This window comes from Nocardioides bruguierae, from assembly GCF_023656415.1.
Classification (GTDB): domain Bacteria; phylum Actinomycetota; class Actinomycetes; order Propionibacteriales; family Nocardioidaceae; genus Nocardioides; species Nocardioides bruguierae.
The window spans coordinates 170,110-195,507 of sequence record NZ_JAMOIL010000001.1 but is presented as its reverse complement, the minus strand read 5'-3'; the positions used below and the strand labels follow the sequence as shown (position 1 = coordinate 195,507).

Genomic DNA, 25,398 nt, shown 5'->3' with positions numbered 1-25,398 from the left:
CGCCCCGGGAGCTGCCCGTCAGGCCGTTACGCTGGCCGCGTGGACGCCTTCGTCTGGTCCTCCTTCGCGCTGGACCCGCGCGACCCCGCGCACGCGCACCTGCGCGCCGCGGACCACGACCGCGCGGTGACGTGCAGCCTCCTGGACGAGGCCTACGCGGAGGGGCGCCTGGACACCGTCGAGCGCGCCGAGCGGGTCGAGGTGGCCCAGACGGCCCGCACCCTGGGCGACCTGGCCTCGCTCCTGCTCGACCTCGTGCCCGACGCCCGCGCCGTGCCGGTGCCGACGCTGGCCCCCGGCACCCGCTCCGAGATCCAGGCGGAGGCCGAGCGCGCGTGGCGGCGGCAGCGGTCCTCGGCGCTGGTGGGCGTCCTGGCGCCCTCCTTGATCACCTGGGCCATCTGGGGCGCGGTCTACCTGGCCAGCGACGGGCACGCCTCCTTCCCGTGGCCGCTGATCGTCATGGCCGCGACCCTCGCCAACCTGCTCCGCGTGCTCCTCACGCGCGACGAGATCGTGGCCTCCGAGCGGGAGAAGCTGGAGCGCCGCCGGGCCAAGGAGCTGGCCCGCAGCCGGACCCGGGCGCCGAGTGGCGAGGAGACTCTGCGCGCGGCGCGGGACGCCGCCAAGCGGAAGGCGGGCGAGGCCGCCCGCGCGCTCGAGGCGGACGTGCTGCGCCGCGTGAACGAGCGCCTCGACGGGCGACGACAGCAGGGCCGCGGCCCCGACGGGCGGCGCTAGCCCCGGTCCTGGGCCCGTTCCTGGGCCCCCGGCACGGCGTTCCCCTCCACACCGCCGCGCAGCGCGAGGTCGGTGAGGTAGCGGCGTGTCCTCTGCCGCAGCCGGTAGACCTGCGTGAGGCCCAGGCCCCACAGCACGTACTGGAAGCTCATGGCCCAGCGGAACGCCGAGGCGTCGTAGTCGGTGGAGCCGGCGGGGGTCCGCCAGTCGAGGATGAGGCCGATCGCCGCCACCAGCACCAGGCTCGCCACGAACCCGCCCTGGTTGACCAGGCCGGACGCGGAGCCCTGCCGCTCCCCCGGGTTGGAGGTGCGGGCCAGGTCGAAGCCGATGAGGGACGCGGGCCCGCCCACACCGACGACCTGCGTGAGCAGCACCAGCAGCCACAGCGGGGCGTCGCCCGGCCACAGCAGGACGGCGGTCCAGACGGTGACGATGGCCGAGACGATCACCAGGACCATCGAGGACCGGTGCCACGGGTGCCGGGCGACGAGGCGGCCCAGGACCGGCCCGGAGTACATGAAGGCCACCACGATCAGCGTGAGCAGCAGGTTCGCCTGTGCCGGGGTCCGGTGCTCGCCCTGGACGAAGAACGGGTACCCCCACAGCAGCGCCATCGTGGTGGCCGAGAACTGGGTGACGAAGTGCGACCAGAAGCCCAGCCGGGTGCCGGGGTGGGACCACGCGGAGGCCAGCAGGGAGCGGACGCGCCCCAGCGAGAGGGCGTCGCCCCGCACCGTCCGCGCGGCCGGTGAGTCGCGGACGCCGAGGAGCACCCCGAGCCCGACCAGCAGGCCGAGCGAGGCGGTCACCAGGTACGCCGTCGTCCAGCCGACCGTCCCGAGGGCCCAGGTCATCGGGGCCGCAGCCGCGATGGCACCCAGCTGGCCGATCACGCCGGACAGCTGCGTGGCCACGGGCACCCGGCGTGGCCCGAACCAGCGGTTGACCAGCCGCAGGAGGCAGATCCACGTCATGGCGTCACCCATGCCGACGAAGGTGCGTGCCACCAGCGCCACCCCGTAGGACTCGGCGAGCGCGAAGCCCACCTGCGCTGCGGAGAGGACCACGACGCCCGTGAGCATCACGGCCCGGGGGCCGAACCGGTCCACCAGCAGGCCCACCGGCACCTGCATGCCCGCGTAGACCAGCAGCTGGAGCATGGTGAACGTCGCCAGCTGGCTGGCGGTGATGCCGAACCGGTCGGTCGCCTCCAGGCCGGCCACGGCCAGGGACGTGCGGTGGAAGATCGCCAGCAGGTAGACCGCGAGCCCGATGCCCCACACGAGCAGGGCACGACGCAGAGGGGCCGGGTCGGCGGGCGGGACGACGGCGGCGGAGCTCACCGGCTCATCCTGCTCCCCCGCACGCGGCGTCCCGCGAGGCGGGCCGGGCGCCGACCGGCGCCGGGGTGGCGCGGGTCTCCTCAGGCGCCGACGGCGGGCTGGCGCCGCAGCACGTAGGAGGAGCCGTCGACGGCGTCGATCCAGCGCGCCCGGGAACCGGCCCGGCGCAGCTTGGTGCGGATGCCGCCCACCGCCACGTCGACCAGGTAGTCCGACTCCACGAACTCCCCCGACCACACGGCCGCGGCGAGCTCCTGCCGGCTCCACGTCTCGTCCGGCCGCTGCGCGACCCCCAGGGCAACGTGGTGGGGATGTTCGCCCTGTACGACTCCACGCCGCGGACGTTGGAGGGCGAGGCCGTCGACGCGCTCGAGGACCTCGCCGCGTGGGCGGAGCAGGAGCTCGTCTCCTCCGGGGAGTCCCGCCAGGCGCGCTTCGTGCAGACCTCGCTGCTCCCCCGCGGGCCCCTCGTGGCCCGGGGCTGGGACGTCCGGGGTTCCTGCCTGCCGTCGCTGGCGGTCGGTGGGGACTTCTTCGACCACGAGGAGACGCGGGGCACCGTCCACCTCACGCTGGCCGACGTGATGGGCAAGGGCACGGGGGCCGCCCTGCTCAGCGCGACCGTCCGCGCCGCGGTCCGCTCGACCCACGACGCCGTCACCGCCGGCGTCGACCTCGGCGTGACCACCACCCGCGTGGCCCGCACCGTGCAGGCCGACCTCGACCGCAGCGCGTCCTTCGTCACCCTCCTCGAGTGCGCGCTGGACCTCGAGGACGGCTACCTGCGCTACGTGGACGCCGGCAGCGGGCTGTCCCTGCTGGTGCGCGCCGACGGCACGGTGCAGCGGCTCGGCAGCCACGACCGCCCGGTCGGGGCACTGGGCGAGGACAGCTGGACCGAGCACACCGAGACCATCGAGCCGGGTGACCGCCTGCTCCTGCTCAGCGACGGCCTCCTGGACCTCCTCCAGGACCCGGTGCGCTGGAGCGACGAGATCGGGCAGCTGGTGCTGGACGCCCCCGACGCCGCCGGGTTCCTGGCCGCCGTCGAGGAGCTCACCCGCCGCCTCACGCCGCTCGACGACGTCACGGTGCTCGTGGCGTTCCGCGACGGGGCCGCATGACCCGCAGGCTGCTCGCCATCCGCGTCATCGTGGTGCTGGTGGCGCTCCTCGGGATCAACTACGTCGTCTGGCGGTGGCTCTTCTCCGTCGCCTGGGACGCGTGGTGGATCGCCGTGCCCCTGGTGCTGGCGGAGACCTACAGCCTGATCGACTCGCTGCTCTTCGGGCTGACGATGTGGCGGTTGCGTGAACGCGGCGAGCCCGTGCCGCCCCCGCCGGGCCGCACCGTCGACGTCTTCATCACCACCTACAACGAGCCCGTCGAGATGGTGATGGAGACCGCGCTGGCGGCCCGCGACATCACCTACCCGCACAGCACCTGGATCCTCGACGACGGCAACCGCCCGGAGATGCGCGCCGCCGCCGAGGCGGCGGGCATCGGCTGGATCACTCGCTCCTCGGACTGGATCGGCATGCCCCGGCACGCCAAGGCCGGCAACCTCAACAACGCGCTGCTGAGCACCGAGGGCGAGTTCCTGCTCATCCTCGACGCCGACCAGGTCCCGCTCCCGGAGATCCTGGACCGCACGCTCGGGTACTTCAACGACGAGCAGATGGCGCTCGTGCAGACGCCCCAGTGGTTCAAGAACGTGCCGGCCCGCGACCCGCTCGGCAGCCAGGCCCCGCTGTTCTACGGCCCCATCCAGCAGGGCAAGGACGGCTGGAACGCCGCGTTCTTCTGCGGCTCCAACGCCGTCATCCGGCGCGAGGCGCTCATGCAGCTGGGCATCGCCCGCTACGCGGCCGAGGTGGAGGAGGGCGTGCACCGCGCCCTGCGCACCGCGCGCACGGTGCTGCGGCACGCGATGGAGTCCACCGGCCCCGACGACCACCAGGTCCGCGGCGCCCTGGCCGAGGTGCTCCACGACGTCGGCCGCGCCCAGCGCGCCCTGGACCGCGGCGAGGCGCTGTTCGACGTCACCTACCGCTTCCAGCAGCGCGTCGCAGCCGTGCGCCGCTCGCTCGTCGCCGCCGACCTCGAGGCGCTCCAGGCCGACCTCGCCATCATCGCGGAGCTGGAGGCCGGACTGGACGACGCGAGCGCGCCCGCTCTCGACGCGCGGGTGCACGACCACGCGCAGGACGGGCTCACCGTGCTCCCCGAGGACCCGTACGCGATGCCGGACGCGCTCGACGCCCTCGCGGCGCGCGACTGGTCCCCGCTCGGGGCCGTCCAGGGCGTGGAGGCGCTCGTCGCCGCCGTCGACGTCGGCCGCTCGGGCGAGGCCCAGCCGATCATGCCGCTGGCGACCATCTCGGTCACCGAGGACATGGCCACCTGCATGCGCCTGCACGGCATGGGCTGGCGCAGCGCCTACCACGACGAGGTGCTGGCGCACGGCCTCGCTCCCGAGGACCTGCCGACCATGCTCACCCAGCGGCTGCGCTGGGCCCAGGGCACCGTGCAGGTGATGCTCCGCGAGAACCCGCTGACCCAGCCCCGGCTCACCTGGACGCAGCGGCTCATGTACTTCGCCACCATGTGGAGCTACCTGTCCGGCTTCGCCGCGATCGTCTACATCGCGGCCCCGATCGTCTACCTGGTCTTCGGGGTGCTGCCGGTCCAGGCGTTCAGCGTGGACTTCTTCCTGCGGCTGGTGCCGTTCCTCGTCCTCAACCAGCTGTTGTTCGCGGTGGTGGCCAACGGCAGACCCACCTGGCGCGGCCAGCAGTACTCGCTGGCGCTGTTCCCGGTCTGGATCAAGTCGTTCACCTCGGCGTTCGGCAACGTGTTCCTGGGGCGCAGCCTCGACTTCGCGGTCACGCCCAAGACCCGGCGCGAGGACCAGGGCAACCGCTGGGACCTCGTGCGCCCCCAGCTGTGGGCGATGGGGCTGCTCGTCGCGGCGGCCGTCATCGGCCTGGTCCGGCTGGCCGTCGGCCAGGCCACCGCCCTCGGTGCGCTCGTGAACATCGGCTGGGTCCTGTTCGACCTGCTGATCTTCTCCGTGATCCTCCAGGCCGTGCGCTACCGCCCCGAGACCGAGGAGCCGGCGGCCGCGCCGCCCCGCCCCGTCCCGGTGCTCGTCGGTGCGGGGGCGCCGCTGGACGTCGAGACGCGCATCGCGCTCTCGGTACGACCGCGGGAGACCGCCGCCCCGTCGCCCACCACCCCCGCGACCACTCCCACCGGCACCGGCCTCGACCGGAGCCATCCCCCGACCGGGACCGCTGAGCAGGTCCACGAGCACGACACAGGAGACAGACGATGATCGACATCGACGTGGAGACCCTCGCCGACGGCGTCGGCGTGGTCCGGCCGCACGGGCGGCTGACCATGGTGGCCGCGCGCCGGATGCGCGAGCTCCTCGCCGACCTGGTCGCCGCCGGCAGCACCCGGGTGGTCGTGGACCTCTCCGCCACCGAGTTCATGGACTCCTCGGGCCTCGGCGCCATCATCGCGGGCCTCAAGACCGCCCGCCAGGCCGGTGGCGACCTGCGGCTGGCCGCTGTCACCGAGCCGGTCATGGCCGTCCTGCAGCTCACCAACATGGACCGCGTGCTGCGCGCCCGCCCCAGCGTGGAGGAGGCCTTCCGTGACTGACGCCGTCACCCGCTCCGTGCGCCTGCCCGCCGTGCCCGAGACCGTCGACGAGGTCGGGGCCCTCCTGGCCGAGGTCTGGGACGAGGCTCCCTGGACGCCGGCGGGAGACCGCTTCCGCCTCGAGCTGGCCGTCACCGAGGTCGTCGGCAACGTCGTCGAGCACGCCTACGCCCACGTCTCCGAGGAGGGCTCCGCCCCGGACCACTCGCTGACCCTCGCGCTGGACGTCGACCACGAGCGCCTGCGCGCGGTGGTCGAGGACGACGGCCAGGCGGCCGCCGTGGACCTCAGCGACCTCAGCATGCCGGACGCCGAGGCCGAGTCCGGCCGTGGCCTGCCGATCGCCCTGGCCTCCGTGGACGAGCTCTCCTACGCGCGCACCGAGACGCGCAACACCTGGACGCTCACGTGCCGCATCACCTCCTGACGCGGCGTCGGCTCGGCCGGGCGGCCGGCGTCCTCGCCGTCGTCCTCGTGCTCGCCCTCGTCGTCGCCTACGTCGCCCACCGCATCACCTCGGCGTCGGACCGTGAGGCCTCCGTGCCCACGGACCCGCCGGCGATGCCCGCCTCCGGCCACGCCTGGTTCGGGTCGGGCCTGGAGTGGGGCAGCGACTCCGCCGCCGACTACGCCGAGCGGCTGGGGGCGACCCCGTCGCTGTACGCGCAGCGGGTGGACTACCCGCTCTCCGACGACGACGTCACCTACCTCGGCCAGTTCGCCGAGCAGGCCTCCGGCCAGGGGGCCGTCGCCGTCCTCGACGTGGAGCCGACCGTGGCCCTGCGCGACCTCACCGAGGACGACGCCCAGCTCCTCGCCGACGAGCTGCACGAGCTGCACCGCACCCGCGGCACTCGCTGGCTCCTGCGCTTCGGCCCCGAGATGAACGGCTCCTGGACGTTGTGGGGCCAGCAGCCCGGCGGGTACGTGCAGGCGTTCCGCTCGCTGGCCACGGCCGTCGGGGACGACCGCGAGACCGCCCGCGGCACCCTCCCGGTCGTGTCCATCGTCTGGTCCCCCGTCTACGGCGCCGGCTACCCCTACGGTGCGGCGTACGGCGACGTCGCCCCCAGCCGGGACGCGACCGCCACCGGCCTGGACACGACCGGGGACGGCGTGGTGGACGCCGCGGACGACCCCTACGGCCCCTACTGGCCCGGCGAGCAGTACGTCGACTGGGTCGGGCTGACCCTCTACCACTTCGGCGTCGACCAGCAGCGCGTGGACAACGACCTCGACCCTGCCACCGGTGGCACCCAGGCCGGGCTCGGCGAGGGCTTCGAGCCCAACGTGCGCCCCTCCCGCAAGGCGTTCGACGAGCGTCTCGACGACCGGTACGGCTACGCGGCCGACGCCGGCACCCGCCAGACCTTCTACCAGCGCTACGCCGTGGACCGCCGGCTCCCGATGATCGTGGAGACCGGGGCTCTCTGGGAGCCCGATGCCGAGGGCGACAGCGAGTACGACATCAAGAGCACCTGGTGGGACCAGGTGCTGGGCTCGTTGACCGACCACCCGCGGATCAAGGCGATCAGCTGGTTGGAGCAGCGGCGGACCGAGGCGGAGGTCGCCGACGCCGTCGTCGACTGGCGCGCCACCCGTCGTCCGGCACTGGCCGACGACCTGCGCATGGCCCTGCGTCGCTCCGGTGCGGACATCGGCCCCGTCACCTCGGTGCTCGACCAGGCCGGCGCCAACGAGGCCGCGGCCACCACCCGCCTCCCCGAGCCCGAGACCACCGACGACGAGCTGGGCTGTATCGCGCTGTGCGTGCTCGTCCTCGCGCTGCTGCTCCTGGTGGCCTCGTGGGTGGCGCGGGTGCGCCCGGGGTGGGCCTACCGGCTGCCCACCGGGGTCGACGGCTCAGAGGACGAGCCTGGCGCCCCGGCGGGGCCGCTCACCAGGACCGCCGGGATCGTCCGCGACGCCCGCCTCGACCTGCTCCGCGGGCTCCTCCTCGTGGCGCTGGTCGTCGTGCAGGTCGAGGTGGCGGGGCCGTTCACCGCCGTCACCGACACCGCCCTGCTCGCCGTCAGCGGCCGGGAGCTGTTCGTCCTCGTCTCCGGCCTCGCCCTCGGACTCGTCACCACGCCGACCATCGCCCGGCTCGGGGAGTGGGCCGCCGCCGTGACCACGTGGCGTCGCGCGGCGCGCATCTACGCGGCCGCGCTCGGCACCACCGTCGGCGTGTACCTGCTGGCCCGCATCCCGTTCGTCCGGACGGACGCGGTCACGACCGTGACCGACGACGGCGGACGTGTCCACGACCTCTACACCGGCGGCGCCGACCTGCTCGCCTACCCCCCGCCCGGGGACGAGGTGCGCCGTCTCCTGCTGCTCCAGCTCGGCCCGTGGGTCGTCTCCATGCTGGGACTGTTCGTGGTCCTCGGCCTCGTGACCCCGGTGCTGGTCTGGCTGCTGCACCGCCGCCTGTGGTGGGCGCTGCTCGGCCTGTCCTGGACCGCCTACGTGCTGGGGGTGCTCTCCGGCGCCACCCTGCTCGGGTCGCAGTTCGCCGACGCCTACCCGCTGCTCGTGTGGCAGCTCCCGTTCGTGCACGGCCTCGTGCTGGCCCACCACCGGGAGGACGTGGCGCGCGGCCTGGTCGGTGTGCCGATCCGCGTCGTCGCCGCGGCGCTCGCGCTCGTGTACGGCGCCGGCCTCGGCTGGCTGTGGCTGCAGGAGCGTCACGGGGTGGCCGGGCCCTTCCCCGACGGCACCTACGCCTGGGTGGCCGACCACCTCTACGACCCCGTGCTGCTGCAGCCGGGGCGGCTCGTGGACCTCGCCCTGGTCGGGGTCGCGGCGCTGCTCGTGCTCACCGCCTGCTGGACGCCGGTCGCGCGTGTCCTCGGCCCCGTGCTCCTGCCGCTGGGGCGCGCCGCGCTCACCGTGGTCGTGGCGCAGGCGTTCCAGGCGATCGCCGTCGACAACGTGCCCGGCCTCGACCGGGACAGCTGGTGGCAGGGCCTGCTCGTGCACGTCGTCGTGCTGGCGCTCGTCTGGGTGCTGGCGCGGCGGCGAGCGCCCGCCGGGGCCACCGCGCGCTGAGCGTGCCGCCGGCCGGGGCGCCTCCTCGGCCGGCGGTGCGCGTCACGCCGCGAATCGGGCGCGTCCTGCAGCGGCTGGGCTCACGTCGCCGACGCTCGCTGCGCTCGTGATGCTCCTCGCTCGTCGGGATCGCTCGACCTCGTTCCTCGGTCGGCGTTCCTCCTCACTTCGTCGCTTCCATCATCTGGCGGAGCTCCTTCTTGAGGTCGCCGATCTCGTCGCGCAGGCGGGCGGCGACCTCGAACTGCAGCTCGGTCGCCGCGGTCTTCATCTGGTCCGTGAGGTCCTGGATGAGCTGCGCGAGCTCGGCGCTCGGCATGCCGGCGAGGTCCTTGGCGTGCTGGCCGGAGGCCTCGCCGAGCGCCGGCACGGGCTGCTTCGTCCTGCCCTCGCCCGCCTTCTGGCCGGCCTTGCCGGCGCGCCCCTTGGCCTCGGTGCCCGCCCAGGTCTCCAGCAGCGCCTGGGTGTTCTCGTCCTCGCGGGCGAGCATGTCGGTGATGTCGGCGATCCGCTTGCGCAACGGCTGCGGGTCGATCCCGTGCTCGGTGTTGTAGGCGACCTGCTTCGTGCGCCGCCGGTTGGTCTCCTCGATGGCCAGCTCCATCGAGGGGGTGATCTTGTCCGCGTACATGTGCACCTGGCCCGAGACGTTGCGGGCCGCGCGGCCGATCGTCTGGATCAACGACTTGTCCGAGCGGAGGAAGCCCTCCTTGTCGGCGTCCAGGATGCTCACCAGCGACACCTCGGGCAGGTCCAGACCCTCACGGAGCAGGTTGATGCCGACGAGCACGTCGTACGCGCCCATCCGCAGGTCCCGCAGCAGCTCGATCCGCTTGAGCGTGTCGACCTCCGAGTGCAGGTACCGGGTGCGGATGCCGGCGTCCAGCAGGTAGTCGGTCAGGTCCTCGGACATCTTCTTGGTCAGCGTGGTGACCAGCACCCGTTCGTCCTTCTCCGCGCGCACCTTGATCTCGTGGATCAGGTCGTCGATCTGGCCCTTGGTCGGCTTGACCACGACCTCGGGGTCGATGAGGCCGGTGGGGCGGATGATCTGCTCGACCACGTGCGGGGGCTTGTCGCCACCGACCTTGTCGAGCTCGTAGTCGCCCGGGGTGGCGGAGAGGTAGATCGTCTGGCCGATGCGCTCGAGGAACTCCTCCCAGCGCAGGGGCCGGTTGTCCATCGCGGACGGCAACCGGAACCCGTGGTCCACGAGGTTGCGCTTGCGGGACATGTCGCCCTCGTACATGCCGCCGATCTGCGGCACGGTCACGTGGGACTCGTCCACGACCAGCACGAAGTCCTCCGGGAAGTAGTCCAGGAGGCAGTTGGGGGCGGAGCCGCGTCCGCGGCCGTCGATGTGCATCGAGTAGTTCTCGATGCCCGAGCAGGACCCGACCTGACGCATCATCTCGATGTCGTAGGTGGTGCGCATCCTCAGCCGCTGGGCCTCGAGAAGCTTGCCCTCGCGCTCGAACTTGGCCAGCTGGTCGGCCAGCTCGGCCTCGATCCCGCCGATCGCCCGCTCCATCCGCTCCGGGCCGGCGACGTAGTGGGTGGCGGGGAAGACGTAGAGCTCGGAGTCCTCGGTGATCACCTCGCCGGTGACCGCGTGCAGCGTCATCAGCCGCTCGATCTCGTCACCGAAGAACTCGATCCGCACCGCGTGCTCCTCGTAGACCGGGAAGATCTCGAGGGTGTCACCGCGCACCCGGAAGGTGCCGCGGGTGAAGGACAGGTCGTTGCGGGTGTACTGGATCTCCACCAGGCGCCGCAGGATCGCGTCCCGGTCGTGCTCCTCCCCCACGCGCAGCCGGAGCATCCGGTCGACGTACTCCTGCGGCGTGCCCAGGCCGTAGATGCACGAGACGGTGCTGACCACGATCACGTCGCGACGGGTCAGCAGCGAGTTGGTGGCCGAGTGACGCAGCCGCTCGACCTCCTCGTTGATCGAGGAGTCCTTCTCGATGTAGGTGTCCGTCTGCGGCACGTAGGCCTCGGGCTGGTAGTAGTCGTAGTAGGAGACGAAGTACTCGACCGCGTTCTCCGGGTAGAGCTGGCGCAGCTCGTTGGCGAACTGCGCGGCGAGCGTCTTGTTCGGCTGGAGCACCAGCAGCGGGCGCTGGAGCTTCTCGGCCACCCAGGCCACCGTCGCGGTCTTGCCCGTGCCGGTCGCGCCCAGCAGCACCACGTCCTGCTCGCCGCCGCCGATGCGCTTGCTGATCTCGGCGATGGCCGCCGGCTGGTCGCCCGACGGCTGGTAGTCGGACTCGACGTGGAACGGCGCGACGCGGCGCTCGAGGTCGGTGGTGGGACGCATGCGGCAAGCCTACGGTGGAGGTCCGACAGCCCGCCCCCGCCCGGGTGGGCGCGACGAGGGACACGCCGGGCGCGCCGTCGTCCGCACCACCGCTGTGACCACCCGGCCGGGTCGTCTACGTTGAGTGTCGTGGGCTCCCCTCTCACCCGCCTCGAGCGGCTCCTGCGCTCGGCGCGCCGCGCCCTGCTGGCCGTCGTCGGCTTCCAGCTCGCACTGGCCGCCGCGCTGTCCCTGGTCGACGCCTACCGCCGTCGCGGCAAGCGGTCGCGCCCGTTCCCGGTGACGGACCCGCGCTCGGTGGAGGTCGGGGAGAGCCGCGTGACGACCTACACCTACGGCGCCGACGTGTTCGACGCGATGGTCGAGGCGATCCAGTCGGCGACCCGGCAGATCCTGTTCGAGACCTACATCTGGAAGTCCGACCGCACGGGCGAGCGGATCAAGGAGGCCCTCGTGGCGGCCGCCGACCGCGGCGTCGAGGTCTACTGCATCTACGACAGCTTCGCCAACCTGGTCTCCGACCCCCGGTTCAAGCGCTTCCCGGGCAACGTGCACGTGCTGCCCTACCCCGTGTACCCGGCCGGCCTGCGCTTCCTCGACCTGCGCCGCTACGGACGCGACCACCGCAAGATCCTCGTGGTCGACTCCGAGACCGCGTTCGTGGGCGGCTACAACGTCGGCGACGAGTACGCCAGCGAGTGGCGCGACACCCACCTGCGCATCGTGGGCCCCGCCGTGTGGGACCTCCAGCGCGCGTTCGCCGACTTCTGGAACCTCCACCGACGCCGGCGCTTCCGCAGCTCCGAGCGCCCGCTGCTGCTCGAGACCGCCGGCTCCTGGGAGACCTGGCTGCGCGTGCACCGCAACGTGCCGAGGCTGTGGATGTTCCCCATCCGCGGCATGTACCTCGAGGCCATCAACCGGGCCAGCGAGCGGATCTGGCTGACCACCGCCTACTTCCTCCCCGACCAGGACTTCGTCGACGCGCTCAAGGACGCGGCCGCCCGCGGGGTGGACGTGCGGATCATCGTGCCCCTGAAGTCGAACCACGTCGTGGCCGACTGGGCCTCCCGCGGCTACTACGCCCAGCTGCTCGCCTCCGGGGTGCGGATCTTCCGGTTCGTGGGCGCCATGGTGCACGCCAAGACCTGCACCATCGACGGCACCTGGACGACGGTGGGCACCGCGAACATCGACCGGCTCTCCCTCTCGGGCAACTACGAGATCAACGTCGAGGTCGTCGACGGCTCCCTGGCCGAGGCCATGGAGGAGATCTTCGCGACCGACTGCTCCAACAGCCTCGAGCTCACCCTCGGCGAGTGGCAGGCCCGCGACATGCACCGCAAGTTCACCGAGGCCGTGCTCGGCCCGCTGCGGCCGCTGCTCTGAGCCTTCCCCCGCCTCCGGTCCCGGTCACCACCGCGTGACGCGCGCCGGCAGGTGACCGCGCGGCGCCATGCGTGCTCCTCGTCGCGGCCGGTGCAGCCCCGCCGCCGCGACCAGCGCGGGGACCCGGCCGCGCTGCGGCCGGTACGGCTCGAGGAACTCCCGCAGCTGGTCGTCGTCCCACGGGGTGCCCGTGAGCGCCCAGCCGACGTCCTTGGCGACGTGGTAGTCGCCGAAGCTCACCGCGTCGGGGTCGCCGTGCGCGCGCTGGCGCACCTCGGCGGCCGTCCACTCCCCGATCCCCGGGATGCTGGTGATCCTGCGCTCGACCTCGTCGCCCTCCAGGCCGATGGTGCGCTCGAGCGCGGCCGCCACGCGGGCGGCGCGCAGGATCGCCTTCGAGCGGGCCGGGTCCACGTGCATCTTGAGCCACGCCCACGAGGGCACCTGCCGGATCGTCTCGGGCGTGGGCTGCACGTGCAGGTCGAGGGCCGCGGCGTGTGGCCCCGGCGCCGGCTCGCCGAACCGCCGCACCAGCATCCGGAAGCCGGCGAACGCCTCCTGGCCGGTCACCTTCTGCTCGATGATCGCGGGCACCAGCGCCTCCATCACCAGGCCGGTGCGCCCCAGCCGCAGGTGCGGGTGGTGCCGGCGGGCCTCCATGAGCACCGGGTGGTCGGTGGAGAAGCCCGACCAGTCGTCCTCGCTGCCCAGCAGCGCGGGCACCGAGTCCAGTGCCCACGTCCCGCCCGGGCCCCAGGCCTCGGTGACCACGACGCCCTCGGACGGACGGGCCGCGACCACCAGGGTCGCCGGCCCCAGCGGTGTGCGCAGGCCGCGCCACACCGCCTCGTCCGCCGCGACGCGGAAAGTGGGGTCCCCGCCGCCGTGGCGCTGGAGCCCGAGCACGCGACGCACCGGCCACGGCACGGCTGCGCCGCTCGCGCCGACCAGCGGCGGTGGCCGCCAGGTGCGGGTCTCGTGGAGGATCGGCACGCCCAGGACGGTACCCCGGTGGCCGGCGTCAGGCGCCGCAGCGGCTGGACTGGCAGCTGGACTGGCAGCTCGACTGGCAGCTGGACTGGCGCAGGGACACGCGGTCCCCGCGGTACCGGGCGAAGGAGACCTCGCGGACCAGCCCGTCGGTGCTGCGCAGGAGGGTCTCGCGCAGCAGGACGGGGGCGCCCGCGTCCAGCCCGAGCAGCTCAGCGGTCCCGTGGTCGGCGGCCACCGCCTCCACGGCCGACTGCACGGAGGCCATCGGCACGCCGTAGGCCTGCTCGAACGCGTCGGCGAGGTCGTGCACCGTGCCCACGACGCGCTGGGGCAGGCGCGAGACCGGCTGGTAGGACACGCGCAGGCAGACCGCCTCGTCACCGACGCGGACGAGCTGCTCGGTCAGCCGCACCTCGTCGCCGGCGTCCACCTCGAGCTGCTGGGCGAGCCAGCGCGGGCACGGCAGCAGGCGCTGCTCCAGCACCTCGATGCCCGAGCCGGGCAGGTCGGCCTCGTCGGGCCCGAGGAACATCAGCTGGTCCGCGTGGACGACGCCGATCATCCCGGCCACCGTGGTGCCCGTCCCGCGGGCACGCGAGAGCAGGCCGTCCGCGGTCAGGGACTGCAGCGCCTCCCGCACCGCCTGTCGGCTGGCGAGCAGCTGCTTGGTCAGTGTCTCCTCGACCAGGAGCGTCCCGGCGGGCGCCAGCCCGTGGCGGATGCTGCTGCGGACCAGGTCGTAGACGCGGCGCGACGCACTCTGGCGCTGTCCGCGCTGCTGCGCCGAGGTCCGCACCGAGCGCGGGTGCTGGACCCGGCGCAGGTCGTGGGTCCGGTCGAGGCCTGCCGTTGCGGTCATCCAAGCTCCCGGCTCGTCGTCGGTCGGCCGCACCCGACGACTCGCGATGAGGGGATGATGACGGCCACGGAGCGGCCCGGCCGTCTGACCCCGACAAGTCGACACCCGGCAGGTTCTCCCCGCATCACGCGGATGCTCCGGGTTGACTGCGCCACCGCCCTGGTGTCACACGCAGATGACGTCGCAGGTCAGGGGCACGTCACGGCGGCCTCACCCGGGGGCCACACGGAATTCCGCCGGAATAGAGGCGCCCCTCAGGCGGCGTCGGGGACCTCCATCGCTGCGGGCTCCACCACCGGGACGGGGCGGGCGGCCGTCACGGTGATGACGGCCAGTGCCGCGGCGGCAGTGAGGCCCAACGGGGCGGCAGGGCCGCCGACGTCCAGCATGGCCGGCAGCGCACCGACGAGCGCGCCGAGGAAGAACTGGCAGGCCCCCATGAGGCCAGAGGCGACCGTGCGGTGCTCGGGCATGGCGAGCAGCGCCCGCGCTGAGGTGACCGGCACGATCAGCCCGGCCGACCCCAGCACCAGCATGAGCGCCACGACCACGGGCGCCGCCTGGCCGGGGGCAAGCGTCGACGACAGCGGCATGGTCAGGGCGGAGCAGGCCCCGACGACGCCCGCCGTGGCGACCAGGCGTCGGTCGCCCAGCCTCGTCTGGAGCCACGGGCTGAGCTGGAAGCCGGCGATCAGCGCGACGGCGTTGCAGCCGAAGAGCAGGCCGTACTGGATCTCCCCGAACCCGTAGCCGTCGCGGAAGACGAAGGAGGACTCCCCGATGTAGGCGAACATGATGCCCATGCCCAGGGCGCTGCCGAGCACCGGGACCTGGAAGCGGCGGTTGCGCAGCAGCTCCCCGTAGCGGGCCAGGACGCTGTGCCGGCGCACGCGCTCGTCCGGGTGCAGGCTCTCCGGCATCTGGCGCCACGCGACCAGCGTGAAGACGACGCCCACCGCGGCGAGCAGGACGAACAGGAAGCGCCACCCGCCCGCCATGAGGGCGAACCCGCCGATGGTGGGCGCCAGGACGGGGACCGCGGCCAGCACGAGCATCATCCGGGAGAGGTGTCGGGTCAGGTTGACCGGATCGAGGTCCGAGATCACGACGCGCGCCATGGCGATCGCCACGCCTGCCGAGATCCCCTGCGCGACGCGGGCCGCGGTCAGCACCGCGATGGTGGGCGCGGCGGCGCAGGCCAGTGTGGCGACGACCCAGCAGGACATCCCACGAGGAGGACCGGCTTGCGGCCGCGGGACTCCGGGACCAGCCCCGCGAGGAGCTGCCCGAGGCCGAGGCCGAGGATGCAGGCCGTGACGGTCAGCTGCACGGCCGCGGCGCCGGCGCCCATCTCGTCGCGCAGCTCCGGGAGGGCGGGAAGGTAGAGATCCATCGAGAAGGGGCCGAAGGAGGTCACGACCGCGACGAGGACCAGGATGCGCTTGTTCATCGTGGAGCACGCTCTGCGACGCCTGTTGCCCGACCGCGTCAACGCGGTTGCCCCGGCATTGCGCCAGTGTGTCGCCGTCGCCGCGCACGTCTCGCGGCCGATCAGGGGCACATCGGCGACAGGTCCAGTCACAACGCGCCGTTGACCTCGTCCACCATGTGGCCCTCTCTGCCCGTTTCGTGCAGGCCACTCCCCCCGCTCGGGCACCTCGGGGCGAGGCGGACGTCGGCGGTGGCCTGTTGAATCGGAGCGTGCTGCTCCACGAGGTCGTCGCCACGTCCGCGCAGGTCGCGGCCACCCGGTCCCGGCTGGCCAAGCGGGACGCGGTGGCCGACCTGCTCGGTCGCACGCCGGCGTCCGAGGTGGAGGTGGTGGCGTCGTGGCTCGGCGGGTCCCTGCGGCAGCGGCGCACCGGCGTCGGCTGGCGCTCCCTCCAGGAGCTCCCCGCGGCCGCCGACGAGCCGACGTTGGAGGTCGCGGAGGTGGAGGCTGCCCTGGAGGCCCTCGCAGCCGTGTCCGGGGCGGGCGCCGTGGCGCGGCGAGCCGACCTGCTCGAGGGCCTGTTCTCTCGGGCCTCCGGGCCGGAGCAGGACTGGCTGCGCGCCGTCATGACCGGCCAGGTGCGCCAGGGCGCCCTCGACGCCGTGCTGGTGGAGGGTGCCGCTGTCACCGCCCAGGTGCCCGTCGCGGCAGTGCGCCGCGCGGCCATGATGTCCGGCTCGCCCGTGACCGCCGTGGTGGTGGCGCTGCGCGACGGCGAGCACGGGCTCGCGTCCGTGGGCCTGGAGGTGATGCGCCCGGTGCTGCCGATGCTGGCCTCCTCGGCCCCCGACGTGTCGGCCGCGGTGGCGCGGACCGGTGGCGGCGAGGTGGCCGTCGACGTGAAGCTGGACGGCATCCGGGTGCAGGTGCACCGCAGCGGCGAGGACGTGCGGGTCGTCACGCGGACCCTGGACGACATCACCGCGCGCCTGCCGGAGGTGGTGGCCGTGGTCCGCGCCCTGCCGGTGACGCGCGTCGTGCTCGACGGCGAGGCCCTGCTCCTGGGGCGCGACGGCCGCCCGCGCCCGTTCCAGGAGACTTCCTCGCGCACCGCTCGGCAGGACTCTCCCGACCTCGCCGTCACCCCGTGGTTCTTCGACGTGCTGCACGTCGACGGCGAGGACCTGCACGAGCGGCCTCTGCGCGACCGGCTGGAGGTGCTGACCTCGTTGGTCCCCACCGACCACCGTGTCGCGCGCCTGGTCACCTCCGACCCGCAGGCTGCTGACGCGTTCGCGCAGGAGGCGGTGGCGGCCGGGCACGAGGGCGTCGTCATCAAGTCGTTGGAGTCCACCTACGAGGCAGGTCGTCGCGGCGCGTCCTGGATCAAGGTGAAGCCCGTGCACACCCTCGACCTCGTCGTCGTGGCCGTCGAGCACGGTTCCGGGCGGCGCCGCGGGTGGCTCTCCAACATCCATCTGGCTGCACGTGCAGGTGACGCGTCCGACGACCTGGTGATGGTCGGCAAGACCTTCAAGGGGATGACCGACGAGATGCTGGCCTGGCAGACCGAGCGGTTCCGCTCGCTCGAGACGAGCGATGACGGGTGGGTGGTGACCGTGCGACCGGAGCAGGTCGTGGAGATCGCGCTCGATGGCGTGCAGCGCTCCACGCGCTACCCCGGCGGCGTCGCACTCCGCTTTGCGCGCGTCGTGCGATACCGCGACGACAAGACCGCCGGCGAAGCCGACACGATCGACACGGTGCGGACGATGCTTCCCGGCGACGCGTCGTCCTGACCTCGTCCAGCCTCCCCCCTCTCCCCCGACCCCGGCGCCGGGTCGACCAGCCGTCGTGGTTGGCTTGGCAGGTGGACGTGACGTTGCTGCTGACCCTGCTGGCTGTGCTCACGCTGGCGGCCCTCGTGCTCGGCCGAGCCCAGATCGGCCGTGGGTCGAACGCCGCCGTCGCCAACGGGGCGACGCTCCTGGCGGTGGCGGTCCTGGTCGGTCTCGTGGCGACCGTGCTGGCGGCCGACACGCTCTGACCGGGGCGGTGGCCCACCGGGCCGCCAACCATCCACAGGCTCCGGCTGGGCCGTGGTTGTCCCCAGGTGCCGGCCTCGCCCTCGTGCCGACCCACCTGACGGGGTGCACTGGCTGCCATGGCGATCACTCCACTCGAGGCACCCGAACCGCTCGGGCACGGTGTCCTCACGGCCGCGCGGGTCGCGGCCTTCGCGGACGCGGCCCACGACCTCGTGGACGACGTCGGCGCGCTCGACCCCATCCAGGCCGACGCCGGCGCGTTGCACGACCTCGTCGAAAGCGTGCAGCAGCTACGCAGTCGGCTGGCCGCCCTGGAGTCCCGGGCCCTGGCCGCGGTGGAGGCGCGCGACTTAGCCCGTACCGCCTTCGGCTGGGGCTCGACCACCGACTGGTACACGCACCTCGCCGGATTGCGGCGCGGGGCCGGCAGGCGCCTGGTCGAGGCGGCCACGATCCTCAGCGAGCAGCGTCAGGCCACGCTGGAGGCCCTGGAGACCGGAGCCGCCAGCCCGGAGCAGGCGCAGGTGGTGCTCGAGCAGGTCGACCGACTGCCGGGCGACGATGCCCTGCGCGAGGTCGCGGAGCTGACGCTCCTCGACCACGCCCACCGGCTCAACGCCACCGACCTGGACCGGACTGCCGTCCAGCTGCTGGCCGACCTCGACCCTGACGGGGCAGCAGCGAGGCACGAGGCGAGCCGCGAGCGACTCGACCGGGTGGCCCACCACCGCCGGTTCCTGTCGATCACCGACGACGGCTGCGGCGGCGTCCGCCTGCGCGGGCGCGGCACCCTCGAGGACGCGGCAGTGCTGCGGGCCGCGCTGCTGCCGCTCACATCTCCGGTGAGTGCGGTCGACCCCTCGGGCGGTGAGCGCACGCTCGATCCGCGCGACCACGGCGCCCGCATGTGGGACGCCCTCGTGCGGCTCGGCCAGCACGCGCTGGACACCGACCTGCCTCCCGAGAGCCACGGCGCACGTGCCCGGCTGGCGGTCACGGTGCCGCTGCAGGTCCTGAGCGGCGACGACGCGCACGCCTGCGTGGCCGAGGACGGGACGCCGCTGCCGGCCTCCACGCTGCGCAGTCTGGCCTGCGACGCAGACGTACTACCGGTCGTCCTGGGCGGCGAGTCCGAGATCCTCGACATCGGCAGGCAGAGCCGGGTGGTCCCGGTCGCGCTGTGGCGGGCGCTGGTGGCCCGGGACGCCGGCTGCACGTTCCCCGGATGCGCCCGGGCGCCGGTGATGTGCCACGCCCACCACGTGCAGCCATGGGCCGAGGGTGGCGCGACGTCGTTGGAGAACCTGGCGATGCTGTGCGGTCAGCACCACCGTCTGATCCACGGATCGCCGTGGCAGGTGCGCATCCGGGTCGACGACGGACGCCCGGAGTTCCTCGAACCTGTGGCAGCCGCGGCTGACGGACCGCCCGCGTGGCGTCGAGACCGGACCCGCCTGCGTCGCCCGGCCCGCGGCTCACTGGCGCCAGAGCCTCAGGTGCCGCGCGGCTGACGGCCGGGCGTATCCCTCACGCACGACCAGCCGGCCCCGGATCTCCGGGCCCGGCTGGTCGGCATGCCCGGCGCGCCGTTCCGACGTCAGGCGCGCTCGAGGATGGCGGTGACCCCCTGGCCACCAGCGGCGCACACGGAGATGAGGCCGCGTCCGCTGCCCTTCTCCGACAGCAACTTCGCCAGGACCGGCAGGATGCGCCCACCGGTGGCTGCGAACGGGTGACCGGTGGCCAGCGAGGAGCCGTGCACGTTCAGCTTGCTGCGGTCGATGGAGCCCATCGCCTCGTCCAGGCCCAGGCGCTCGCGGCAGAACACCGGGTCCTCCCATGCCTTCAGCGTGGCGAGCACCTGGGAGGCGAAGGCCTCGTGGATCTCGTAGTAGTCGAAGTCCTGGAGCGTCAGTCCGCCCCGCTGCAGCATCCGGGCCATCGCATAGGCAGGAGCCATCAGCAGTCCCTCGCCGCCGTGGACGTAGTCGACTGCGGCCGTCTCGTACTCGGTGAGGTAGGCGAGCACCGGGATGCCGTGCGCCTCGGCCCACTCCTCCGAGGCGAGCAGGACGGTCGAGGCACCGTCGGTCAGGGGCGTGGAGTTGCCGGCCGTCATGGTGGCCGCCTCTCCCTTGCCGAAGACGGGCTTGAGCGTGGCGAGCTTCTCCACCGAGGAGTCGGGGCGCAGGTTGGTGTCCCGCTCGACCCCACGGAACGGCGTGACCTGATCGTCCAGCCAGCCTGCTTCGTAGGCTGCACCGAGGTGCTGGTGCGACGCCGCGGCCAGCTCGTCCTGGGCCTCACGGGCGATCTTCCACTCCACCGCGGTCAGGGCAGCGTGGTCGCCCATGGACAGACCCGTGCGAGGCTCGCTGTTGCGCGGGATCGCCAGACCGATGTCGCCGGGCCGTAGCGAGGCGAGCACGGCGAGCCGCGCCTTGGCGTCACGGGCGTTGTTCAGCTCGAGGAGCTTGCGCCGCAGCCGATCGCTCACGGCGATCGGGGCGTCCGAGGCACTGTCCGTGCCGCCTGCAACCCCGACGTCGATCTGTCCGAGGGCGATCTTGTTGGCAACCTGGATGGCCGCCTGGAGACCGGTGCCGCAGGCCTGCTGGATGTCGGTCGCCGGCGTCTCCGGGGCGAGCCCGGAACCCAGCACCGCCTCGCGGGCGAGGTTGAAGTCGCGGCTGTGCTTGAGCACCGCGCCGGCGACGACCTCGCCGAGACGCTCCCCGCGGAGGTCGAAGCGGTCGACGAGACCGTCCAGGGCCGCGGTGAGCATCTCCTGGTTGGACGCGGTGGCGTAGGGCCCGTTGGACCGGGCGAACGGGATGCGGTTGCCGCCCAGGACGGCGACGCGGCGGGTCTGCTTCAGCATGGGGAGATCCTTGCGCTCTCGGCTGCCTCACCGGAGGGTGGTGAGGTCCAGGTCACGTATCGTGGACAGTGGAGGTTACTCGTCGGTTACATCGGCGGGAACCCACCCTCCTCTCACGGCCTCCGACGCCCACCCGCGCAGGCCGGCGTGGCACGGTGGGCTCCGTCGTCCGACACAGCCCCGCGCCCTGTACTCCACCCCCCGCTCCAGGAGGTCCGCCGACGATGTCCGACCGCTACCAGGCGTTCACCGCCAGCCCGTTCGGCAAGCTGCTCGTGAAGAACCTCGGGCTGCCCAGCCCGGTCCGGCTCCGCCGGTGGGAGGAGGGAGCCGCGCTGGTCGACGGCACCGTCCTCGTCACCGGGGACGGTCGACTGGCCGCCGACGTCCGCAAGCAGCTCGACGCCCTCGAGGTGGCGCACGTGGCGGAGCAGGCGCCCGAGACGCGCTATCGGGCCGTGGTCGTCGACGCCTCCGGCCTGACCGAGTCCTCGATGCTCGGCGCGCTGCGCGACCAGGTGGCGCCGGTGCTGCGCAGCCTGGAGAGCTGCCCGCGCGTCGTGGTGCTCGGCACACCCCCGGAGCAGACCTCCGGCGCGGAGCGCGTCGCGCAGCGGGCCCTCGAGGGGTTCACCCGCAGCCTGGGCAAGGAGATCGGCCGTGGTGGCACCGTGCAGCTCGTCTACGTCGCCGACGGTGCCGAGCAGGACCTGTCCAGCACCCTGGCCTTCCTCCTCTCCCCCAAGTCCGCCTACGTCAGCGGCCAGGTCGTCCGCGTGGGTGCCCACGGCGCCGTGGCCCAGGCCCCCGAGACCGACTGGCGACGCCCCCTGGAGGGCAAGGTCGCGCTCGTGACCGGCGCCAGCCGCGGCATCGGCGAGCAGATCGCGCGCGTCCTGCACCGCGACGGCGCCACGGTCGTGGGCCTCGACGTGCCGCAGGCCGCCAGCGACCTCCAGCGCCTCACCGACGAGCTCGACGGCGACTGGCTGGCCCTCGACATCACCGCCAAGGACGCCCCAGCGCGCATCGCCCAGCACCTGCAGCGCGAGCACGGAGGCGTCGACGTCGTCGTGCACAACGCGGGGATCACCCGTGACAAGAAGCTCGCGAACATGAAGTCGGACCGCTGGGAGCAGGTCATCGCTGTGAACCTGACCGCGCCCGAGCGCATCACCCGCGCGCTCCTGGACGAGGGCGTCCTCAACGAGGGCGGCTCCGTCGTCGGTGTCGCGAGCATCGCCGGCATCGCGGGCAACGTCGGTCAGACCAACTACGCCACGTCCAAGGCGGGCGTCATCGGCCTCGTCGAGTCCCTGCGTGACGACCTCCCCGCCGGCACCCGCATCAACGCCGTGGCGCCCGGCTTCATCATCACGCAGATGACGGCGGCCGTGCCGTTCGCCACCCGCGAGGTGGGCCAGCGGCTCAACGCCATGGCCCAGGGCGGTCTCCCCGTGGACGTCGCCGAGACGGTGGCCTGGTTCGCCTCCCCGGGCTCGGCGAGGGTCAACGGCAACGTGGTCCGCGTCTGCGGCCAGATGATGCTGGGCGCCTGAGGTGGCACCCCACGCCGTCGCCACCCTCGCCAAGGCGGCACTGCCGTCGGTCCCGGGGGTGTCCCTGCTCCCGGGCGTCCGCAAGGAGCCCAGCAGCGGCCACCTGCTGCTGGTGCGTCGACGCACGGGCGTCGTCGTCGACGCCGACCACGCGGCGCGCTACGCCGCGGTGTGCGGGTTCCCCCGCAAGGACGCGGTCCCGCTGCCCTACCCGCACCTGCTGGGCTTCGACCTGCAGCTGGCCCTCATGAGCGAGCCCGGCTTCCCCGCGCCCGCTCTGGGGCTCGTGCACGTGGACAACGTCATCCGCTCCCACACCCCGGTCCTGCCGGGCCAGGTCGTCGACGTCGAGGTCCGCGTCGGCGAGCCCCGTCCCCACCCGCGCGGGCGGATCTTCGACTTCGAGACGGTCGTCAGCCACGAGGGCGGAGACGTGGTCTGGGAGGAGACCTCCAGCTACCTGCACCGCGGGTCCGGGGACGAGGCGGCGCCCCGCGGCCTCGAGCTGGCCGAGACCCCTCCGTCCGGCGCGGTCTGGCGTCTCGACGCCGGCCTCGGGCGGCGCTACGCGGCCGTCGCGGGTGACTGGAACCCGATCCACGTGCACCCGCTCAGCGCGAAGGCCTTCGGCTTCCCCCGGGCGATCGCCCACGGCATGTGGACGATGGCGCGCTGCGTGGCCACCTTCGAGAACCGCCTGCCGGCTGCCACCACCGTCGAGGCGTCGTTCCGCAAGCCGGTCCTGCTGCCCGGCTCGGTCGCCTTCGGCAGCCGGCCGCGCGGCGACGGCGGTCTCGACTTCAGTCTGTCGCGGCCCGGTGCTCCCGGCGCCGACCCGACCTGGCACCTGCTCGGGCGCGCGTTCCCCACACCCGACTGAACCCCGAGGCACGGCAGGCCCAGCGCCCGGGCCGACGCTCGGCTGCAGATCAGCCGTTGCGGCGCGGGTCCCGCTTGCGGATCAACGCCTCCTGCGCGACAGAGGCCACCAGCCGGCCGTCCTGCGTGAACACGCGGGCGTTCACGAGCGCCCGCGCGCCGGACATGCTGGGCGAGTGCTGGTCGTAGAGCCACCAGTCGTCCGCGCGGAACGGGCGGTGGAACCACACGGCGTGGTCGAGCGACGCGGCCATCGACTTCCCGTCGGCGAACCGCAGCCCGTGGGGCGCGTAGGCGGCGCCCAGCAGCGCCATGTCGGAGCCGTAGACGAAGGCGGCGGCCTGGATCAGCGGGTCGTCGGGCAGGTCGGTGCCCACCTTGAGCCACACCCGCTGCCGACCGGGGCGCTCGGCATCCTCGGGCAGGAGGTCCGCCGAGCTCCCGGCGTAACGGATGTCTGCCACGTCCCACTCGTCGAACCGCTGCCCGGGCGAGACCACGGTGCGCGGGTCCAGGCAGGACTCGGGGTCGGGGACGTAGTCGGGCATCCGGTCCTGGTGGTCCCAGGACTCCTCGTCGCGTGCCAGGTCCACCGTCATCACGAAGATCGGCCGACCGTGCTGTCGCGCGAGCACCCGTCGCGTGGTGAAGGAGCGCCCGTCGCGCAGCTTCTCCACGTCGTAGATGATCCGCGCCTCGGTGTCGCCCGGCTGCAGGAAGTAGGAGTGCAGCGAGTGCAGCGCGTAGCCCGGCTCGACGGTCCGCGCGGCGGCGACCACCGCCTGCGCGGCCACCTGACCCCCGTAGACCCGGGGCAGCATCGACGGCAGCTGGATGCCGCGGAACAGGTTGTCGTCGATGGTCTCGAGGTCGAGCAGCGCGAGCAGCTCGTCGGTGGTGCTGGGCACGGGCGGGTTCTCCTCCGGAGGGCAGGCGGGGTCGGCGAGCGGGCTGGGGTCGGTGACGGGGAAGGGGACGTGGCGGGGCGGGTCAGCCCTGGGGGCTGCCCCACCCGGACTCGGGCGGACCCTCGCCCTCGCCGTCACCGGCGCCCGGGTCGGTGCCCCCGTTGTCGAGGTCGGCGAGGAACTGCTCGAACTGCCGCCCGAGCTCGTCGCCGCTGGGCAGCGGCTCGTCCTCGGCCAGCAGGCCCTCCCCGGACGTCTCGGCGCGCTCGAACGTGTCGTACTGCTGCTCGAGTGCGGTCACCACGTCGGCGACGTCGTCGTTGGCCTCCAGGTAGGACGCGATCTCGGCGTCGCGGTCCTCGGACTCGGCGACGAGGCCGGAGAGGTCGATGGTGAGCCGCGCGGCGCGCTCGACCTGCTCCAGGAGGGCGGTCGCAGCACGGGGGTAGTCCAGCTGCGCCAGGTAGTGCGGGACGTGCGCGACGAAGCCGAGGGCGGCGTGCCCGGACTCCCCCAGCCGGATCTCCACCAGGGCCTGGGCGCTGGCCGGCACGCGCAGCTGGCCGGACCACGGGCTGGTGCCGAGCAGCAGCGCCGCGTCGTTGGCGTGGTGCGTCATTGCGAGCGGGCGGGTGTGCGGCGCCGCCATCGGGACGGCGCCGAGGCTCACGACGCGCGTGACCTCGAAGCGTTCCACCACGCGGCGCACGGCGCGCACGAAAGCCTCCCAGCGCACGTCGGGCTCGGGGCCGTGCAGCAGCAGGTAGGGGTTGCCGCCGGAGTCGTGCAGGAGCCGGACGACCAGCCGCGGGGCGTCGTAGGCCTCGTAGTGGTCGACCGCGAACGTCACCGGGGGCCGACGGGCGCGGTAGTCGTGCAGCTCGTCGACGTCGAAGGTGGCCACGACCTTGCCCGGTCGCCACCCCGTGGGCCGCGGGGTTCCGGCGCCGGCGAGGTCGGCGCCGCCGAGCCCGGTGACAGGGCTGTCGTCGGCCACGTCCAGGAGGTGCTGGACCGCCCGACGGGCGGCGTTGCCCGCGTCGAGGAAGCCGTCGAGGTGCATCACGAGCGTGAGGTCGGAGCCCTCGGGGCGCTCGTCCAGCTCGGGCACCTCGTCGAGGATGTGGACCAGTCGGTCCTCGGCCACGGGGGCTCCTTCCGTCCCGGTCGTCCACCTCGTCGGTGGCGACACGCGTGCGTCCGCCCCTCGGGACGGTGTGGTTCTGTCGCGTCCGCCCTGACCAGCATCTTCGCGGCGGGCGGACCGCCTGGCAGGACCAACCTGTGCACGCCCACGATATTCCGTCGACGCCCTGACGGCGG

The 25,398-nt window shown here is 73.3% G+C and carries 22 protein-coding genes; 12 read left to right on the top strand and 10 right to left on the bottom strand.

The features are described from left to right. Positions 1-39: 39 nt before the first annotated feature. Positions 40-741 (top strand): DUF1707 SHOCT-like domain-containing protein, encoded by a 702-nt coding sequence (locus M8330_RS00980; RefSeq protein ID WP_250051960.1) that lies wholly within the window; start codon positions 40-42, stop codon positions 739-741. On the opposite strand, the gene M8330_RS00975 is transcribed toward M8330_RS00980, so the two are convergent. Together M8330_RS00975 and M8330_RS00970 are read right to left on the bottom strand one after the other, a co-directional pair. Next, complete coding sequence (locus tag M8330_RS00975; protein ID WP_250825818.1) at positions 738-2,087, bottom strand: MFS transporter; 1,350 nt, start codon at positions 2,085-2,087, stop codon at positions 738-740. The genes M8330_RS00980 and M8330_RS00975 overlap by 4 nt on opposite strands. 80 nt (positions 2,088-2,167) lie before the next feature. After that, positions 2,168-2,383, bottom strand: coding sequence for a winged helix-turn-helix domain-containing protein (locus M8330_RS00970; RefSeq protein ID WP_284704101.1), 216 nt, complete (start codon positions 2,381-2,383; stop codon positions 2,168-2,170). Positions 2,384-2,398: 15 nt separating this feature from the next. Here M8330_RS00970 and M8330_RS00965 point away from each other — a divergent pair, with 15 nt between their 5' ends. Genes M8330_RS00965 through opgC form a run of 5 tightly spaced genes read left to right on the top strand, consistent with a single transcriptional unit; the run spans position 2,399 to position 8,807 of the window. Then, positions 2,399-3,211: a PP2C family protein-serine/threonine phosphatase gene (locus M8330_RS00965; protein ID WP_250825816.1), complete on the top strand. Its 813-nt coding sequence runs from the start codon at positions 2,399-2,401 to the stop codon at positions 3,209-3,211. Continuing rightward, the gene (locus M8330_RS00960; RefSeq protein WP_250825815.1) at positions 3,208-5,424 is read left to right on the top strand and encodes a glycosyltransferase family 2 protein; all 2,217 of its coding nucleotides are present in this window, start codon (positions 3,208-3,210) and stop codon (positions 5,422-5,424) included. The genes M8330_RS00965 and M8330_RS00960 overlap by 4 nt, the downstream gene beginning before the upstream one ends. Further along, on the top strand, positions 5,421-5,756 hold the full coding sequence (locus tag M8330_RS00955; protein WP_250051950.1) for an STAS domain-containing protein: 336 nt from the start codon (positions 5,421-5,423) through the stop codon (positions 5,754-5,756). Before M8330_RS00960 ends, M8330_RS00955 begins: the two co-directional genes overlap by 4 nt. Continuing rightward, complete coding sequence (locus M8330_RS00950) at positions 5,749-6,183, top strand: ATP-binding protein (RefSeq protein WP_250051948.1); 435 nt, start codon at positions 5,749-5,751, stop codon at positions 6,181-6,183. The genes M8330_RS00955 and M8330_RS00950 overlap by 8 nt, the downstream gene beginning before the upstream one ends. After that, positions 6,165-8,807, top strand: coding sequence for an OpgC domain-containing protein (opgC, locus tag M8330_RS22270; protein WP_250825814.1), 2,643 nt, complete (start codon positions 6,165-6,167; stop codon positions 8,805-8,807). Before M8330_RS00950 ends, opgC begins: the two co-directional genes overlap by 19 nt. A gap of 163 nt (positions 8,808-8,970) precedes the next feature. Here opgC and uvrB read toward each other — a convergent pair whose 3' ends face one another. Then, on the bottom strand, positions 8,971-11,127 hold the full coding sequence (uvrB, locus tag M8330_RS00940; protein WP_250051944.1) for an excinuclease ABC subunit UvrB: 2,157 nt from the start codon (positions 11,125-11,127) through the stop codon (positions 8,971-8,973). 162 nt (positions 11,128-11,289) lie between these two features. On the opposite strand from uvrB, the gene M8330_RS00935 reads away from it, so the two are divergent. Beyond that, positions 11,290-12,516 carry a phospholipase D-like domain-containing protein gene (locus M8330_RS00935; protein WP_284704099.1) on the top strand — a complete coding sequence of 409 codons (1,227 nt, stop codon included), beginning with the start codon at positions 11,290-11,292 and terminating at the stop codon, positions 12,514-12,516. A 24-nt stretch (positions 12,517-12,540) separates the two neighbouring features. Here the strand turns inward: M8330_RS00935 and M8330_RS00930 are convergent, their stop codons facing one another. From M8330_RS00930 to M8330_RS00915, 4 genes are all read right to left on the bottom strand, one after another. After that, a complete protein-coding gene (locus tag M8330_RS00930; protein ID WP_250825812.1) occupies positions 12,541-13,509 on the bottom strand; it encodes a DNA-3-methyladenine glycosylase family protein in 969 nt (322 codons plus the stop codon). A 28-nt stretch (positions 13,510-13,537) separates the two neighbouring features. Further along, positions 13,538-14,368, bottom strand: coding sequence for a GntR family transcriptional regulator (locus M8330_RS00925; protein WP_250825811.1), 831 nt, complete (start codon positions 14,366-14,368; stop codon positions 13,538-13,540). A 254-nt stretch (positions 14,369-14,622) separates the two neighbouring features. Next, a complete protein-coding gene (locus M8330_RS00920) occupies positions 14,623-15,594 on the bottom strand; it encodes an MFS transporter (RefSeq protein WP_250825810.1) in 972 nt (323 codons plus the stop codon). Continuing rightward, positions 15,534-15,818, bottom strand: coding sequence for a hypothetical protein (locus M8330_RS00915; RefSeq protein WP_250825809.1), 285 nt, complete (start codon positions 15,816-15,818; stop codon positions 15,534-15,536). Before M8330_RS00915 ends, M8330_RS00920 begins: the two co-directional genes overlap by 61 nt. A 251-nt stretch (positions 15,819-16,069) precedes the next feature. Between M8330_RS00915 and M8330_RS00910 the strand changes: the two genes are divergently transcribed. The 3 genes from M8330_RS00910 (at position 16,070) to M8330_RS00900 (ending at position 19,359) form a co-directional block, all read left to right on the top strand. Next, the gene (locus tag M8330_RS00910; RefSeq protein ID WP_250825808.1) at positions 16,070-17,599 is read left to right on the top strand and encodes an ATP-dependent DNA ligase; all 1,530 of its coding nucleotides are present in this window, start codon (positions 16,070-16,072) and stop codon (positions 17,597-17,599) included. Positions 17,600-17,676: 77 nt separating this feature from the next. After that, on the top strand, positions 17,677-17,847 hold the full coding sequence (locus M8330_RS00905; protein WP_250825807.1) for a hypothetical protein: 171 nt from the start codon (positions 17,677-17,679) through the stop codon (positions 17,845-17,847). 117 nt (positions 17,848-17,964) lie between these two features. Then, positions 17,965-19,359 (top strand): HNH endonuclease signature motif containing protein, encoded by a 1,395-nt coding sequence (locus M8330_RS00900; RefSeq protein ID WP_250825806.1) that lies wholly within the window; start codon positions 17,965-17,967, stop codon positions 19,357-19,359. 86 nt (positions 19,360-19,445) lie between these two features. Here M8330_RS00900 and M8330_RS00895 read toward each other — a convergent pair whose 3' ends face one another. Continuing rightward, entirely contained in the window at positions 19,446-20,729 is a 1,284-nt protein-coding gene (locus M8330_RS00895; protein ID WP_250825805.1) for an acetyl-CoA C-acetyltransferase, read from the bottom strand. Positions 20,730-20,953: 224 nt separating this feature from the next. Here M8330_RS00895 and M8330_RS00890 point away from each other — a divergent pair, with 224 nt between their 5' ends. After that, positions 20,954-22,288, top strand: a complete 1,335-nt coding sequence (locus M8330_RS00890) for a 3-oxoacyl-ACP reductase (RefSeq protein ID WP_250825804.1) — start codon at positions 20,954-20,956, stop codon at positions 22,286-22,288. A gap of 1 nt (position 22,289) precedes the next feature. Further along, entirely contained in the window at positions 22,290-23,168 is an 879-nt protein-coding gene (locus tag M8330_RS00885) for a MaoC/PaaZ C-terminal domain-containing protein (protein ID WP_250825803.1), read from the top strand. Between the two features lie 49 nt (positions 23,169-23,217). Here the strand turns inward: M8330_RS00885 and M8330_RS00880 are convergent, their stop codons facing one another. After that, positions 23,218-24,075 carry an acyl-CoA thioesterase gene (locus M8330_RS00880; protein ID WP_250825802.1) on the bottom strand — a complete coding sequence of 286 codons (858 nt, stop codon included), beginning with the start codon at positions 24,073-24,075 and terminating at the stop codon, positions 23,218-23,220. 82 nt (positions 24,076-24,157) lie between these two features. Next, positions 24,158-25,222, bottom strand: coding sequence for a proteasome assembly chaperone family protein (locus M8330_RS00875; RefSeq protein ID WP_250825801.1), 1,065 nt, complete (start codon positions 25,220-25,222; stop codon positions 24,158-24,160). Between the last annotated feature and the right edge of the window lie 176 nt (positions 25,223-25,398).

What these genes read in the sequence shown, in the direction of transcription:
- uvrB (WP_250051944.1), bottom strand. Translation starts at nt 11,127, where the DNA reads ATGCGTCCCACCACCGACCTCGAGCGCCGCGTCGCGCCGTTCCACGTC.
- M8330_RS00895 (WP_250825805.1), bottom strand. Translation starts at nt 20,729, where the DNA reads ATGCTGAAGCAGACCCGCCGCGTCGCCGTCCTGGGCGGCAACCGCATC.
- M8330_RS00890 (WP_250825804.1), top strand. Translation starts at nt 20,954, where the DNA reads ATGTCCGACCGCTACCAGGCGTTCACCGCCAGCCCGTTCGGCAAGCTG.
- M8330_RS00915 (WP_250825809.1), bottom strand. Translation starts at nt 15,818, where the DNA reads ATGAACAAGCGCATCCTGGTCCTCGTCGCGGTCGTGACCTCCTTCGGC.
- M8330_RS00900 (WP_250825806.1), top strand. Translation starts at nt 17,965, where the DNA reads ATGGCGATCACTCCACTCGAGGCACCCGAACCGCTCGGGCACGGTGTC.
- M8330_RS00955 (WP_250051950.1), top strand. Translation starts at nt 5,421, where the DNA reads ATGATCGACATCGACGTGGAGACCCTCGCCGACGGCGTCGGCGTGGTC.
- M8330_RS00965 (WP_250825816.1), top strand. Translation starts at nt 2,399, where the DNA reads ATGTTCGCCCTGTACGACTCCACGCCGCGGACGTTGGAGGGCGAGGCC.
- M8330_RS00960 (WP_250825815.1), top strand. Translation starts at nt 3,208, where the DNA reads ATGACCCGCAGGCTGCTCGCCATCCGCGTCATCGTGGTGCTGGTGGCG.
- M8330_RS00920 (WP_250825810.1), bottom strand. Translation starts at nt 15,594, where the DNA reads ATGTCCTGCTGGGTCGTCGCCACACTGGCCTGCGCCGCCGCGCCCACC.
- M8330_RS00925 (WP_250825811.1), bottom strand. Translation starts at nt 14,368, where the DNA reads ATGACCGCAACGGCAGGCCTCGACCGGACCCACGACCTGCGCCGGGTC.